Genomic DNA, 16,303 nt, shown 5'->3' on the forward strand with positions numbered 1-16,303 from the left:
ATGAACTCCTCCTTACCAAAGACTGGTCTCTGTCATCTTTTTGGCGATCCGGTTTACGGTAAAAATCAGGATAATATTAATAAATGAATTAAACAGGCCAACTGCCGTAGAAAAGCTGTACTGAGCCTTCTGAATCCCCATTTCATACACATAAGTTGGAATAATATTGGAGGTGGCATAATTTAAATCACTCTGCATAAGGAACGCTTTTTCAAAACCGATGCTCATAATGTTGCCGAGTGCCAGAATCAGCAGGATAACGATCGTAGGCAAGATGCTTGGAATGTCCACAAACCATACACGTTTCCATTTACTCGCTCCATCCATAATTGCAGCTTCATGCAGTTCGGGATTGACCCCCGCAAGAGCAGCAAGGTAGATAATGGTGGCAAAGCCTGTCTCCTGCCAAATCCCTGACAATATATACAGAGGACGGAACCAACCTGCATCAGCCAGAAACAGAATGGGATCTCCTCCGAACAAGGTGATGACGTGATTCACGATTCCGCTGTTTGGAGACAAAAACACATTGAGCATACCGACGAGTACAACGGTAGAGATAAAGTGCGGTGCATAGATCACGGTCTGCACAAATTTTTTGTAGGACTTGCCCAGCATTTGGTTCAGCATAATTGCGATGATGATAGGAGCCGGGAAGCCAAACAAAAGTGACAGAAAACTGAGTGTAAGCGTGTTCGTGATGATCGTCCAGAAGTTATAGGAATTAAAAAAATCTACAAAGTGCTGGAATCCTACCCATTCACTCCCCCAGATCCCCTGGCTTGGTGAAAAGTCCTTAAACGCAATCTGCACACCGTACATTGGATAATACTTAAATACGAGATAAAGAATAATGATCGGCAGCAAAAACAGATACAGTTCATAGTCGCGTTTAACTCGACTCCATCGATTACGATTTGGTTTGATCAAAGAATGATCCGTCCCGCTGGTTCTTGAATTCACCCTTAAACTCCCTTTCATGTAAAAGTAATCATTCATTTTGAAACGTTTCCAAAATAGTATTGAAACGTTTCCAATTTAGAAAAGAAAAACGTCAGATCGTACATCCAAATCGATGAGCTGATGTTTTTCCGATCCAAGAAGATCAGGTAGTTTCACCTTTCTTGAATATAACGGGGATACGATACACTTGCTGATCCAAGGTAATATTTTCGATCTTGCTAAAGAGTAATCTGATTGTCATGCGTGCCATTTCTTCCACTGGCTGTCTGATCGTTGATAGTATAGGATGAAAATAAGGATTATCCTGAATCCCGTCGTAACCGATGACCTTTACATCTTCAGGAACACGTATACCCTGCCTGCGTGCTCTTTCTATATAGTTGGCGGCTAACATATCAGTAATAGCGAAAATACCATCCACATCAGAATGCTTATCTAAGAACTCATTAAAATAGGCATTGTCGTCCACAATGGGGTCCGGCTTCTCATAGATCACATAATCGACTCCCAAGGCTTGTGCCTCATGAATGAATCCTTTTTTCCGGTTCATGGTTTCACTGAAAACAGAAGTAACACTTCCAATAAAAGCTGGTTTCCGCGACCCTGCATTCACCAGTTCCCTTAAAGCTAATCGTCCTCCCTCGTAATTATCCGAAGTGACGCAAGTGATTTTCTTGTTGAAGTGTCTGTCGATACTTACAATCGGAATGTCGTTGCTAATATTATTCTCGATATCGTTGTAAGTTATGCCCACAATACCAGCCACTTTATTTTGCCGCAGCATATCCAGATAATACAATTCCTTCTCGGGCTTTCCGCCGCTGTTACACAGCATAAGCTTAAAGCCTTCCCGATCCAATTCATCCTCAATGTAATAAGCCAATTCAGAAAAGAACGGATTCCAGATACTTGGAAGCAACAAAGCAACCATCTTGGATTTCTGCATCTTAAAGTTTCGAGCGACTTCATTAGGGAAATAATTCAGTTCTTGTATCGCTTCCTCTACTTTTCTGCGTGTATTAGGTTTCACAGCGCCAGAGTTGTTAATGACTCTGGACACGGTTCCTACAGCAACACCAGCTAAGTTGGCTACATCTTTAATGCTTGTCATTGAACACCCCCGAACTCTCTTATGGAAATTATAATATCACCAAAGTGGAAACGTTTCAATAGTTAATTTGGAAACGTTTCAATACTATAATTCTCACCAGCACTTCCCCTTCGGATTCGTGGAAGGGACGCCATAGGTACGGGAATCCGCATCTACCAGAAAGGCTTAAACAAGCTGCCATGTGATCCTTGTCAGCCAGCAGCAACATATACTAATCTGTTCCTGCCGCCAATGCCCGGGAGGCATCAATAATGTATTTTAAGTATAGAACCTTTAATCCAGCTCCCGGACATTCGCTTAAATATTGCAAGATGGTCTTCACATCAACAACCGCATTTAATTATTTAGTTCACATATGCTATCAGACGTTTAATCATGACTGCAGCCTGTGCCCGATCTCCTGAATCCTTTGCCGCAAAATGGTCGCGGGTTAATCCCTTCATAAGTCCTGAAGCAACCGCTACATTGACACTGTCCATTGCCCAGGTACTAATAGATGAAGCGTCCGCGAACTGATTCAGAACATTCTTTACCGCTGCCGGTTTCTGACCAGCAAGTGCCGCAGCGCGAACGATCAGCACTGCCATTTGCTCACGCGTAATCTGTGTGTCCGGCTGGAAGGTACCGTCCGAATAACCTGTAATCAAACCAGCTTGAGCAGCGGTTCTAATCGGCTCCGCATACCACTTTGTTTCCGGAACATCTGTAAATTGGACGGGTGTACTTGAAGCGCTTAGACCCAGTGCTCTGGTAATAATCACTGTAAATTCAGCACGTGTCGTTAAACGGCCGGGGGCGAACTGCCGGCCGCCATCACCCTTGACCAGCAATTTATCCGCTAATAATTCAATATCCTCCTTAGCCCAATGGCCGCTGAGATCGGAAAATTCCGTAAAGGTATACAGGTTAGCCGGAAGTTCGTCGAGTGTGACAACATAGTCGCTCTGATATACTTTCTTCAAGTGTTCAGCAGCGTTTGTAGTGCCATCCTTGATGAAATCGCCTGTCCAAGTGCTGAAGAAGCTCCAGTACGCACCATAAGCCTGCAGCATATCCGGATCGGGTATCGGCCCGTTTTCCGCCAATCCGATTAGCTTCTTATTATTCACCAAAGAGCTTAGTCCCTCATACTTTGCAATGCTGGGGTTGTAATCACCTGCCGGGTTATACGTATCCACACTGGCAATATCCACGACATCGTCTCCCGGATACCATTCCGGTTTCTCGGAATTCCATACCCAGATCAGATTGTTCAGATGGTGATAATGGGTTAGCCGGTCAACCATCAGCTTCCATAACCGCTTCGCCGGCTCCGGTCCCTTTGCTCCCCACCAGAACCATCCGCCCTCTGCCTCATGCAGTGGCCGCCATAACACGGGAACACCTGCATCCTGCAGACGTTTCAGCTGGAGTGCGATATTATCAATGTCCCTGATAAGCAGGCTGTAGTCCTCAGAATCCGGGTGATCGAGCGCATATTCCACATCAAAGGTTGTATGCTCAGTGTAGAAGCCCCTCCACCATTCATTGCCGGGCTCATTCCCACCAATCCCCTTGGGGGCATTCCAATGCCAGCACAGAGCTACAATACCGCCGCGTTTGTACCAATCAATCATTTTTTCGACCTCAGTTGAAGTGGCGCCATTGTCGACACGGGAAGTGGAGTAATCCATTAAATCCGTGGACATTATCGCCGGAAATCTGCCGGTCTGCTGTCCGATCCATTCGGCATCCTCCAATGTTTGCTGACCCGATATGATTTTATGGCTATACTGGCTTGCCAAATAATTCATCAGCGCCTTGGCTTCAGAGGTCGCTTCCGGGTTAATTAGTTTGCCCGTCACGGCATTGCCTTCCGCTTTATCGGCAGCCGTCAATTTGACATAATCAATATTGTACCAGCCCCAGTTCGCTGAGAACTCGATCGTGTTATCGCCTTCCTTCAGCAATGCTTTTCCGGCGGAAATTTCGCTGAAACCTGTCTGCTCCGGCAGAGAAATTTCCGAAGTTTGCCCGTTCACAATCATACTGGTTTTCTTCTCACCGTTTGGAGCACTGTAGCCTATTAGAAGGTTATACATTCCTGCCGAGGGTGCCTTGTAAGTAAAGCTAAGTGAACCTGATTGCTGGAATGCCGCATAACCTTGGCCGGAATACCCTTTACCTTGGGTTTCTATTGAAACGCCGCCGCTCATCACACCTTCCTCCGCTTCCAGCATGCCCCCTGCCTGAGATGCCCTGGCCGCTTCCAGCTTCAGATATTCAAGGCCATAATACCCCCAGCCCCGGTTGACCTTGATGGTATTCTTACCGGCATTTAACATCACTTTGCTAACCATTTTTTCAGCCCTAACCATACCTGCTGCAGGTGCATCCAGCGTTAACTCACCAGTACCAACCCCATTAATTTGAATGCTCGTCGCTTTCCCGCCATAGCCTTCAGGAATATAGTAGCCTATACTCATTTTGTACAATCCCGCCTCTGTAACCTCTACAGTAAAGGTTGCACTTCCGGCCTGCTCCGTAGAGGACGCATTTTCAGCGAAAAAGAATGAGAGGTACCCTTCGCCATTATAAAGCCGATCCTGATCTTCAAAGACATTTCCGCGCTTCTCGATGCCATAGCCATCTAATACTGCATCTGCATAAGTAAGTTTGATAACGCCTGGTTGGCTGTCCGACTCTGCAGCGGAAGCTGCGGCCTCCGAACGATTCGCACCTGAATATACCAGTAAAGAGAAGACCAAACTAAAACATAATAAGCCTAATAGTAATCTCTTAATCTCCAGCCTCATTAACGTACCTCCTTGAATATCTTTGATAGCAATAGGATTCCACCACACATTAAAGCGCTTACATATATGGCAATAAATTTAGCCGTTGCCGCTGGCGGAACAGTCTATCTCTATCACTCATCATAGCAATGGGCCCGTTTCCCTCGCACAGACGTTGGAAACGGGCCCGGATGAGCAACTAGATTACTTTGAAGACCACAATTTAATACGGTCCTGGACATGCTTGGTATAGGCTTCTTCCATCTCTTTCACTCCGGCCTTATCCAGATCTTCCATGTAGGCGTCCCAGATCTTGTCGAATTGCTCCGGCTTAGCCATCACTGCTTCCGGAATTCGTTTCCAGGTAATATCCTTCATTTTGGCTCCAAGAATCACAGCAGGATCGTCGCTGGCAAGTGACATCGTATAAGCCGCACCATACGCTCTTGGCTCGAATTCCTCTTCTGACGGGAAGAGTTCCTTCCAATGATCCACACCGTATGCCTTCAGTACTTCCTTTTCCGGTTCACTATAGCTCGCCGTCAGCTGTTCCGGAAAACTCCGGGTGAAATAGTTTCCGGTTGAATCTTTAATCCCGTCCCCGTAATGAACCATCATATTCCAGTAAAGTCCGACACCCGATTCTTTTTGGAAAGCGGCGTTATCATTATCCATACGTTGCTGCACTGCCGGAATAACCTCACGTTTACCGTTTTCCATCGTATAATGCTTCCCTTCGATTCCCCAGTTATTGAGAATTTGACCCTCTTCCGAGGCCAAAAAGTCAAGGAACTGAATGGCACGTACCGGGTCCTTACACTTGCTGGAAATCGAGATCCCATACCCTCCGTCGAAGCCGGCCGGCCAGAAGCTGGTATCCTTGTACTCTTTACTCAAGGTAACCGGATAATGACCATAAGTCTGACCAAACTTACCTGCCGCCTTTAATGCATTCTGTGCATCCCCGTAATCCCATTCCGGATCCGCCAGCCCGAGAACACGGCCCGAAGCCACTTTAGCTTTAAACTGGTCGGTTTTCTGCACGAAGCTTTCCGGATCCAGCAGACCGATGTCGTTCATATGATTCAACCAGCGGAAATATTCCTTTTCCTCCGGACGGCGGAAATGATAAGTTGCCTGGTGCGTTTCCTGATCGATGTAATATTCGCCGTCGTCCGGTCCCCCGGTTGTCTGGAATCCCGAGTTGGTAACCTGATACATATGCCAATCGTCCCCGTTTAGTGAGAGCCCGATATTTTTATTTCCGTTCTCGTCCGTCGGGTGTTTATCGATGTAATCCTGAATAACCTTTTCGTAATCCTTCACTGTTTTTATTTCCGGATAACCGGCCTCTTTAACTACACGATGCTGGAGTTCAAATCCGCCGTCGGCTTTCATTTTCTTCTCATCCACTGCTGACCAGGTTGGTATGGCATAAATCGCCTCATCATCCAGGCTGTACTTGGTCCGTACAAGCTTATCTCCTAACATTTTTTTGATATTCGGAGCATACTTGTCGATTAAATCTGTAAGATCGATGACCGCACCGGCGTCTACAAGCTTGCCGACATCTGCCTTTGCAGCTAACAGATCAGGATAGTTGCCTGTTGCGGCAATCAGTGAGATCTTCTGTACCGGATCACCGACAGCAAACTCTGCATCCAGGGTTACACCCGTCTTCTCCGTAATAATCTTGCCGACTTCATCCTTCATGTTATTCCAATTCGTGCTGCCGTCCTCCGAAAAATAGGTTAGCGTGATTGGCTTTACATCTGTCCCGGACGAAGAATCTTCCGCGTTGCTGCCCTCTCCGGCAGTAGAGCCATTATTCCCGCTGCATCCCGCAAGTGTCGACGCTATAGTCAGCGCCACCAAGGAAGAGACAACAAACTTCTTTTTTTCCGGCTTCATGAAGCAACCCCCTAATTTTATGAATTCGATCATACTTCGTATGAGACAGGCCTTAGCCTGGACACACCACAGCTGAGAGGTACTAACTCTTTACCGCACCGAGCGTCATACCTTTGACAAAGTATTTTTGTAAAAACGGATACACAATCAAAATCGGAACTGTAACCACAATAGTAATCGCCATTTTCACCGACTCCGGTGAGACCTGTGACATCCGCTCAGCCATGTTAGCAGTGTCTTGGGAATTAGTTGCACTTGTAGTCGTACTCTGTAGAATTTTCATCAATTCATATTGCAGCGTGGTCAAGGACTCATTACTGCCGTTAAACAGATACGTATCGAACCATGAGTTCCACTGGCCTACCGCAAGAAACAGGGCCACGGTCGCCAATGCCGGCTTGCACAGCGGCAGAATAACGCGCCAATATATCGTGAAATCGTTAGCCCCGTCCAGCTTAGCGGATTCCTGCAATGCAAACGGCAAACCGTCGATGAACGAGCGGATGACGAAGACATTAAACGCGCTTACAAGACCAGGCAGAATATAAACAGCGAAAGTATCAATCATGTGAAGATCTCTCATCAGAATAAATCCCGGAATCAGCCCGCCTGAGACATACATCGTGACAGCAAGAAACATGGAGACAAATCTTCTTGCCTGAAAATCGCTCCTCGCCAGCGTAAAGGCCAGCATTGAGCCGCTGATTAGGCCTGCTATTGTACCAATAACCGTCCGCAAAACTGATATTTTAAAACCGGTAATCAGACTTCCATAAGTAAAAATCAGACTGAAATTCTCCAGCGTAAACTGTCTCGGCCAAACGGTGATACCTCCCCGGACCGTATCCACCGAATCGTTAAGTGAGATGGCCAGCACGTTTAAGAACGGATAAATCGTCAGAACAGTTACAACAATCATGGATACATAAACAATGATTTCAAGAAACCGGTCATGTGCTGATTTCGCCTGACGGCTTTGTTTTAACCTGCCGACCTGCGTATTGCTGTTGACAACCCCCATGTCACCCTTCCTCCCTACATAATGCTTTCATTCGTAAAGCGCTTGAATACTCCGTTGGCCGCAAATAACAGCATCAGGCTAATCACAGAATTGAAGATGTTGATTGCTGTTCCGAAGGAGTACCTTCCCATGGCCAGACCATAATTAAGCGCATATAAATCAAGCACTTCAGAGTAATCGATGACCAGGTGATTCCCCAGCAAAAACTGTTTCTCAAATCCCGTTCCGAGCAAATGTCCGATGGACATAATCAGCAGGACTATAATCGTCGGCCGGATCCCCGGCAGCGTAATATGCCACATTTGTCTAAGACGGCTCGCACCGTCTACCCTTGCAGCTTCATATAATTCGGGGCCAATGCCGGATATGGCAGCGAGATAAATAATCGCATTCCAGCCTGTTTCCTTCCAAATATCCAACCCGGTGACAATCCCCCAGAACAGGTGGCCTTGTGCCATGAATTGAACCGGCTGATCCACAATATTCAGGCCAAGGAGGATATCATTGATTACTCCGCCATCCGTAGAGAGCATCTTACTGACAATCCCTGCAGCCACGACCCAAGAGACAAAATGCGGAAGATAGGATACAGTCTGCACGAACCGTTTCATACTCTGCACACGTACTTCATTAAGAAGCAGGGCAAAGATGACCGGTACGATGAACCCGGCGATCAGTCCCATAAAGCTCATTGCCAGCGTATTTCGCAGCACTTGATAGAAGTGCTCATCCCGGAACAATGTTCGGAAGTGCTCAAAGCCTACCCACTTTTGATCAAAAAAACCGATTCCCGGCTTATATTTCTGGAAGGCCATTGTCCAGCCCCATAAGGGTAAATACTGAAAGACAAAGACCCACAGCACAAAGGGTATAGACATGTAATACAGGTATTTCTGATTCTTCAGTTGCTTCCACGCACTCTTCCTTCTTTTTTTGTATGCGTTTTCCGTTCCTAGTGTTATCGTTTTCATAGTTCCTCCCCTCTCTTGTTTATCATCATAATTCAGAGGAGAGGTGTATCCCATACTACGGATTTCGGGAAAAATCATACACAAACTATGGATTTTTATATTCGGACGGAGAACGGCCCTCGTATTTTTTGAATTTGCTGAAAAAGTAATTCACGCTCGCGTATCCGATCAGCTCAGCCACTTCATAGACTTTCATTCCCTGGGCCAGCAGCTCTTTGGCTTTTTGGATCCGGACTTTGTCCAGGTAGGTATTAAAGTACTCTCCGGTCTTACTCCTGAACAATTGCCCCAGATACGGTGTGCTGTAGTTCAGCAGGCCCGCCAGTGTTGATAGCCTTAAGTCTTCTGCATAATGTCTTTGAATAAAGTCGATCATTTGCTTAATCTCCTGTTCTTTGCCTTTCGGCCCGGAGTCCTCCATAAACTCCAACAGGAAATGATGGGTCTCTTCCAGAAGATCCAGTAGATAATCATACTGATAAATCCCGTTTAAGAAGCGTGAAACGGACTCCATTTCTTTGGGTTCTATCCGGGAGGAGGCTGCGAGCCTATGAATAATCGCGTTTGTCAGGAAGAAGAAGGATTGCCTGACCGACTTCTCCTCTTGTTCCTGTCTGTAAAATAAAGCAGCAGCCTCCTTGAGAAGCAGCATCACCATGGATTTATTACCTGCATCCAAGCTGTAATACAAGCGGAATATTAAATTATCCAGCACCTTTTCATCAGCTTCACCGCTCAGACAGGGATACTCGGGAGAAGACAACAGAATAAGGCCTGGCTCCAGAAGCCGGTCATTAAAGCTAAAAAAGGCTTGTTTAACCGCTTGCCTTGCATTCACATAAGCGTTGTAAATATGCTCGGGTTCAGTAACAGTTCCTCCGGTCGCAGCAATAAACCGGGTATCGCCAGCGATGCACCGGATCTCATCGTATAGCTGATCACGCCGCTGCCTTCCGTGTAAGGGCGCGTTGAGCAGGAGAATAATATACGGGGAGCTTTCAGTCACGATCCCCATATTCCGCTCCTCCATCCCTTGCTTCAGTCCTGCAGACAGCTGGCTTAAGGATTCCGAACGGTCGGCTTCAGATACACGGGGAGATATGACTACGATCTCGTAGTGGCTCCATAATAAACCCGTTTGTCTGATCATGCTTCGCAGCGTGGCCGGATCTTCATTCTTCTCCGGGTTGAGCAGCTTTTGCAGACACAGCTCCGGGTTATTCACCTGCGTCCTATTCCAGTCCCTCCGCAAACGTTCTTTCTCGATCTGCCCGCGTACGAGCTTGAGCGTAGCTGTCATTTCTGCGATATTGACTGGTTTAACGAGATATCCCGCTACACCGTACTTGATCGCTTGTTTGGCATATTCGAAGTCGGCATATCCGCTAAGAATGATGCACTGCATCTGATGATCCGCCGACCGCAAGTGCTGAATAAGCTGAAGGCCGTCCATAACGGGCATCCGAATGTCTGCGATTAATAGTTCAGGCTCTTCATCCTCGATGATCTTCAATGCATCTCTGCCATTGCCTGCGGTGGCGGCGATAGTGAAACCAAGGTTTTCCCATGCAATCAGTGTCTGGAGTCCCTGTCTCAGCTTCGGTTCATCGTCCACAATAACAACCTTAATCATTATCTACGCCTCCAGGAATAAAGAATGTAATCGTGGTGCCGGTTTCCGGTTGACTTTCGATACTTAAAGCACTGGATTCCCCATACATCAGAACGAGCCGGTCGTTTACATTTCGCATACCAATCCGCTCACTCTCTTGTTCATGAACGTCTTCTGCAAGCTCCGCCCGAATCCCGGCCAGCCGTTCTGGCGGGAAGCCAGCACCGTTATCAAATACTTTAATTAAAGCTCCGTCCGGTATTTTCTTCACTTCAACAGTAATGACAGCTCCTTCTTCACGGTTATCCAAGCCATGTAGAATAGAATTCTCTACCAGGGGCTGAATAATTAACGGAGGAACCGGCAGCTCCTGCAGGACCGGATCAACCGTTAGGTGATATTCCAAGCGGTCTTCATACCGGAACTTCTGCATATCGAGATAACAGCGTACGCGCTCGATTTCTTCCCGAAGGGGAATATTGCCGCTCCCAGCCTCCAGGCTGCTCCGCAGCAGGGTACTCAGCAGCCAAACAGCCTCCGCGATATCGTCCTGCCTGCGGATATGGGCTTCCATCCGTATGGATTCCAGGGAGTTAAAGAGAAAATGCGGATGAATCTGACTGGCCAGCATTTTGAACTTGATCTCGCTTTGTCTCTGCTCGATAAGATTCTTCTGGGCATTTGTTTCCTGAACTTCCTGGACCAGATCATGCACGCTTCTAAGAAGCGTATTGAATTGCTTGGACAACAGGCCGACTTCATCTTTACCGTCAATATGGATATACGTTTCCCAAGATCCCGAACCCACTTTGGCCATATGCTTGCTTAAACGAAGCATTCTCCGGGACAACAGTGTAGCAGAAGCATAGATAAGCAGGACAGCAAACAACAGGCTGACCATGATCACAACTGCACCCAGCAGAATAACCTGATCGGCTTCACGGGTAATCCCGGCAACGGTAATGATAGAGATCACGCGCAGCCCGTTCCAGCTGTTCGGCGGATTCAGATCCGCTATAACCACCTTGGAGTCTTTCCCTTTAACGACCGTGTTATAGCTTCCCTCCTGATTTAAAAGGATCTGTTCATCAACCTTGATGTCCGACAGATTCATCCCGGTCAGTTCCGCTTCATTAGATCCGACAATCCGGTTTCGGCTATCCACAATCAAGGTAGTAAATGATTCCTGATCCAGAATCGAGCTTAATTGCTGCTGATCCACATTAATGACCAATACTCCCTTTTTACCTATGGCATCCACGGGGAAAGAGCGAATGAGACTGATAGATTCTGTATCACTCTGTTCATTCTTAATGAGATTCCAACCGGCCAGTCCCTTCTGATCGATGGCTTCCTTATACCATGTTTGGTCCATAATGCTTTTGCCCGGCTGTATAAATTCCCAGTTATTCAGTGCAGTCGGGTTTTCGACATATACCCGGATGCCGGATATCTCCTTGTACAACTGGATATAATCGCGAATATCCGTATATTCACGGTAAGCCTGAATAACTTCACCGTAATTGGCATACTCCCGCGAGGCTACCTTCTTCATCCGGTTATCCACGGATAGACGGTAGGAAATGTCCAGCGGTACCTTAATCAGTTCCTCCGTACGCTTGCGAACGCGATCTACATTATCCGATACTTGCATAAAGGCATTATTAATTACGATCTCCCTGAGCTTTCCGGTTAAATAAAGTCCGGATAACAGCAAAGGAAGTATAGCCGCTGAAATAAAGGTAAACGCTAGTTTTTTCTTCATTCTCATATCATTCATCATGCGGATAAAATACATGGTTAACCCTCCCAGGCCAATGTTAACCGCTACATACCAAATACCCCTATTCATACAGAAAGGGGTATTGATTGGTTGAAGATATTTTTTCTGCGATTGGCTAATCCTATAAATCAAGCAATAGTTGGCTTTAATGCCCTAACTCTGAACCATCCGCTTTCATAATCCTTTTGTTCATAAACAATCGGTAGTCCAATCTGCATCAGCCTGTCTCCGCCATAGTTGTACTGTTCATCACTGTGCCCCGGACGAATCTCATATTCCAATTCCGGATGAAGGCCGGCAAGACGCAAAAATCTCTGAGGCGCGTTTGGCACGGCCATCACCTGAAAGTAGTAAACCAGTGCTTCTTCTTTATTGCCGGAAACAAACATCCAAGCTGACTCGTTGCCTTCGAACGGGCTCTTTAGACGGTACAAGTCCCCACTCTGTACCAATCCGCGTATCTCCTTATAGGTTACGATTTGGCGCTTGACCGTCACTTTGTCCTCTTCAGTGAACTTCGTCAAATCAAGCTCATAACCAAAGTTTCCAGACATTGCGACATCCCCCCGGAAATCAAGAGGGGTTATTCTCCCAACCTGATGATTAGGCACAGCGGATACATGCGCTCCAATTGCACTTACGGGATACACAAGGCTGGTACCATATTGAATCTTTAGCCGTTCTACCGCATCGGTATTGTCACTGGTCCAGGTTTGCGGCATGTAGTATAACATCCCAGGATCAAACCTCCCGCCCCCACTGGAGCAGCTTTCGAACAGAATATGCGGAAATGAGGCAGTAATACGCTCTAACAGCTCGTATAACCCTAGAACATAACGATGAGCAGTCTCGGATTGACGTTCCGGCGGCAGGCCAGCCGAGCCAATTTCCGTCAGACACCGATTCATATCCCATTTCACATAAGCGACAGGCACACTTGAGAAAATAGCGGAAAGTGAGTCATAAATATAATCACGTACATCTTGGCGGGTGTAATCCAAAACGAGTTGCCATCTGGCTTCACTGCGTCTGCGCTCTGGAACATGAAGGCACCAGTCCGGGTGTTTGCGGTACAGCTCGCTGTCCGGCGAGATCATCTCTGGCTCAACCCATAGCCCAAATTCAAGGCCCAACTGGTTGATGCGCTCCGCCACATCGGCAAGACCGCCTGGCAGCTTCCGACGATCCTCGTACCAATCGCCAAGCGACGAATTGTCAGAATCCCGTTTTCCGAACCAGCCGTCATCCAGCACAAAAAGCTCGATCCCCAGCTTGGCGCCTTCTTCTGCTATTGATATCAGCTTCTCAGCATTGAAGTCAAAATAGGTAGCTTCCCAGTTATTGACCAATATCGGACGTTCTTCGTCCCGGTATCTCCCCCGGCACAAGCGGGTCCGGTACAACCGGTGATACGTCCGTGACATTTCTCCCAATCCTTGTCCGGAGTATACCATAACAGTCTCCGGAGTCTGGAAACTCTCCCCGGGACTTAACAGCCAAGTAAAGTCAAAGGAATTTATACCGATGCTAAACCGGGTAGAGCCGAACGAATCCACTTCCGCCACTGCTTCAAAGCCACCACTATAGACAAGGCTAAAACCAAAAGCCTCCCCCTGGTATTCGTTCGTTTCCGAAGTGACTAGCGCAGCAAATGGATTCATTTGGTGGCTGCTCATGCCCCTTTTACTATCGATTCGGGTCTCCCCTTGATGAAGACCTTTGCGGGTGATATTACCTTCCCGAGCCCATGCACCTGAAAGATAAGTGATCTCAAAATCGCGGTTACCCGGAAAATCGACACTGGCACTCAAGGCACGTCGAAGCCGTAACTTCTTGTCTCCCTTATTGGATAGACGAGCCGAGCGGACAATGACGTTACGGTCTGCGTAGATACAGTAACTCAGCACAACTATTAGACCCGAATAAGCATCCTTTAGTTCCACTTCCAATGTATCCGCTTCAGTCTCATCCTCTGTATAAACAGCCGGCAGTCCGGTTAAGGACGGTTTGCCTTTTATTTGCTTGTACCCCATATATTTAAGCTCTGTGATGCGTGTTCCATCCTCAAGTTCAACCTGGTATACCGGATTCCGGAAATCTCCGCTCCCATATTGCGGGTATTCTTGCGGCAGCCGGTCTAATCCGGCATTTACCGGGGTATGAAGCATCAGTTCAGTCATAGATTCCCGGTGTATCAGCCTGCTTCCCCAATAGACATGTACTGGATACCCGTTAACGATCTGAAAAATATAACTCATGCCGGACGACTGCAGATGAAACAGCCCTTCCTGCTCTTGTACGAATATGCCCATTGAAAATCCCCTTCTTTCTAGTTCATGCTATTAAGAGTTTATTGCTTCCAACTATTAATACATGGCTTAATACTTGATAAGCTTATATAATATAGCAGTCAGTTCTATAGAAATAATATATAAAATAAGCCATCTAGTACATGGCTTGGTACTCACTAAATATATAATAATGCTAGATTATTATACCCAGGAGGCTTACTGTGCTCGAGTATTTGCCACGTAGTAAACAACACACAGAATTGCATACTACTCAATTCGGTATTGAGGAATGTATACCGGGTCACTTTTTTGGGCCAGCGGTGAGAAGTCATTATCTACTCCATTATGTATTAAGCGGACAAGGGATTTTTGAAGTCGAGGGAAAGAGGTATTCCTTAAAGAAGGGACAGGGGTTCTTAATTTTTCCGGATATTATTACTTATTATCAAGCCGATACAGCAGATCCCTGGACTTATTGCTGGGTTGGCTTTAACGGAACCTCGGCGGAGCTGCTCCTCAAGCAAGCCGGGCTAACCAAAGCATCTCCAATCATTCACTATGATAGAGATGATATGATTTACCAGTACTTGCAGTTGATGAACGAATCAAGAGTATTCCATAAAGCCCGGGAAACCAGACTGACAGGGTTACTATATATATTGTTATCGCAGCTGGTGGAGTACGGCCCGGTGGCATCCCCTGAAGTTAAAGAGACCCGGGCAGAAATCTACGTTGAACAGGTAAAAGATTTTATCGAAATGAATTATCCTCAGAGCATTACTATTGAGGACATTGCCCAATATATCGGACTTAACCGAAGCTATTTGTGCTCATTATTTAAGGAGCGAATGTCGGTCAGCATTCAAAACTACTTAATTCATTATAGAATTAACAAAGCCTGTGAAATGATGGGGCATGCGGAACTTTCGATCGCTGATATTTCCCGATCCGTAGGCTATAATGATCCACTGCTCTTCTCCAAAATGTTCAAAAAGGTAAAAGGCTCTTCCCCTAAAAATTACCGGACGGAGATCCAGGCTCAAATGCAGGACGACACTCAAGAATCCATTATCCAGATTGAAGAGGAGCATTTATTTTATAGTTACATGCCAAGCTCAAATTAGCACGCACCAGTAATGAAACAACTTGCCTTAGTCTTAACGGTGCATGCACATTTGGACTTATCTGTATTGAATGGTCAATTTCATTGGTATTTCCCACTTCAGTTATATCGTTTGGATAACATATTTCGGGTACATGTTTATGCAAATCTACGTTAATATCATTATTTTTTAAGAGGAAACGGGTCTGTCAATAATTTTGTGTAAACTCTTTAGCAAGGAATTCCCCCGAGGGGGAATTCGCGACACTAGCGTAAGCACTGGCCGATCCGTTCCCGAAAGAAAACGGAGAGCTGGAGTAGCATCTGACCCCAGTTTTGGACACGGATTTGCCGGGAGGAGTAGATGCGCTGGGTGTAGGCGTAGATAATAACTTTGGTGAGCATTTTAGGATGGTAGCTGTCACGGCCGCCGCCAGGGTAGGCCGCGTCAAAGATGGCGTCGTCGAGTCGATTCACTGCTGCGTTCACGACACGAACGAGGTGATTTGGTGGGATATCTTCTTCTAAATCCATTGGCAAGCAAAGTGGGTCCATGGTATATTGAATGTACAAAAGAAACCCTCCTTTGAAATGGTTGGTCGCACTTCCATTTTACCAAAAGAGTGGTTTCTTTTTTGCGTTTTTATAAATATTGTAGGATGTTTCCCGCTTAAACAGCGGAGAGGACGGAATGATTGTGGAAAAGCGATAGCGTTCGCCTTTGTGTCCGGATTTTCACCGCTAAGGGGAATTAAAAAAATCTG

Annotated in this window: 10 protein-coding genes and 1 pseudogene; 1 reads left to right on the forward strand and 10 read right to left on the reverse strand. The window is 46.5% G+C overall.

Going from position 1 to position 16,303, the window contains the following annotated elements:
* Window positions 1–12 precede the first annotated feature (12 nt).
* The 9 genes from A3844_RS03920 to A3844_RS03960 all read right to left on the reverse strand — a co-directional run bounded on the left by A3844_RS03920 (window position 13) and on the right by A3844_RS03960 (window position 14,458).
* Window positions 13–963: an ABC transporter permease gene (locus tag A3844_RS03920; RefSeq protein WP_371916009.1), complete on the reverse strand. Its 951-nt coding sequence runs from the start codon at window positions 961–963 to the stop codon at window positions 13–15.
* 142 nt (window positions 964–1,105) lie between these two features.
* The gene (locus A3844_RS03925) at window positions 1,106–2,074 is read right to left on the reverse strand and encodes a LacI family DNA-binding transcriptional regulator (protein WP_074102389.1); all 969 of its coding nucleotides are present in this window, start codon (window positions 2,072–2,074) and stop codon (window positions 1,106–1,108) included.
* 344 nt (window positions 2,075–2,418) lie between these two features.
* Window positions 2,419–4,869: a glycosyl hydrolase gene (locus A3844_RS03930; protein WP_074106680.1), complete on the reverse strand. Its 2,451-nt coding sequence runs from the start codon at window positions 4,867–4,869 to the stop codon at window positions 2,419–2,421.
* A gap of 183 nt (window positions 4,870–5,052) precedes the next feature.
* Window positions 5,053–6,759, reverse strand: coding sequence for an ABC transporter substrate-binding protein (locus A3844_RS03935; protein ID WP_074102391.1), 1,707 nt, complete (start codon window positions 6,757–6,759; stop codon window positions 5,053–5,055).
* A gap of 82 nt (window positions 6,760–6,841) precedes the next feature.
* Entirely contained in the window at window positions 6,842–7,780 is a 939-nt protein-coding gene (locus A3844_RS03940) for a carbohydrate ABC transporter permease (RefSeq protein WP_074085594.1), read from the reverse strand.
* A gap of 14 nt (window positions 7,781–7,794) precedes the next feature.
* Window positions 7,795–8,751: an ABC transporter permease gene (locus tag A3844_RS03945; protein WP_074106681.1), complete on the reverse strand. Its 957-nt coding sequence runs from the start codon at window positions 8,749–8,751 to the stop codon at window positions 7,795–7,797.
* A gap of 85 nt (window positions 8,752–8,836) precedes the next feature.
* Entirely contained in the window at window positions 8,837–10,384 is a 1,548-nt protein-coding gene (locus A3844_RS03950) for a response regulator transcription factor (RefSeq protein WP_074085596.1), read from the reverse strand.
* Window positions 10,377–12,161: a sensor histidine kinase gene (locus tag A3844_RS03955; RefSeq protein ID WP_074085597.1), complete on the reverse strand. Its 1,785-nt coding sequence runs from the start codon at window positions 12,159–12,161 to the stop codon at window positions 10,377–10,379. Before A3844_RS03955 ends, A3844_RS03950 begins: the two co-directional genes overlap by 8 nt.
* Before the next feature lie 113 nt (window positions 12,162–12,274).
* On the reverse strand, window positions 12,275–14,458 hold the full coding sequence (locus A3844_RS03960) for an alpha-galactosidase (RefSeq protein WP_074085598.1): 2,184 nt from the start codon (window positions 14,456–14,458) through the stop codon (window positions 12,275–12,277).
* A gap of 200 nt (window positions 14,459–14,658) precedes the next feature.
* Here A3844_RS03960 and A3844_RS03965 point away from each other — a divergent pair, with 200 nt between their 5' ends.
* A complete protein-coding gene (locus A3844_RS03965) occupies window positions 14,659–15,561 on the forward strand; it encodes an AraC family transcriptional regulator (RefSeq protein ID WP_083606676.1) in 903 nt (300 codons plus the stop codon).
* A gap of 323 nt (window positions 15,562–15,884) precedes the next feature.
* Here A3844_RS03965 and A3844_RS03970 read toward each other — a convergent pair.
* Window positions 15,885–16,112, reverse strand: a pseudogene (locus tag A3844_RS03970) (transposase); the annotation flags it as partial.
* Window positions 16,113–16,303: the final 191 nt, after the last annotated feature.

Source organism: Paenibacillus helianthi, assembly GCF_001909055.1.
In the GTDB taxonomy this organism is placed as follows: domain Bacteria; phylum Bacillota; class Bacilli; order Paenibacillales; family Paenibacillaceae; genus Paenibacillus_AQ; species Paenibacillus_AQ helianthi.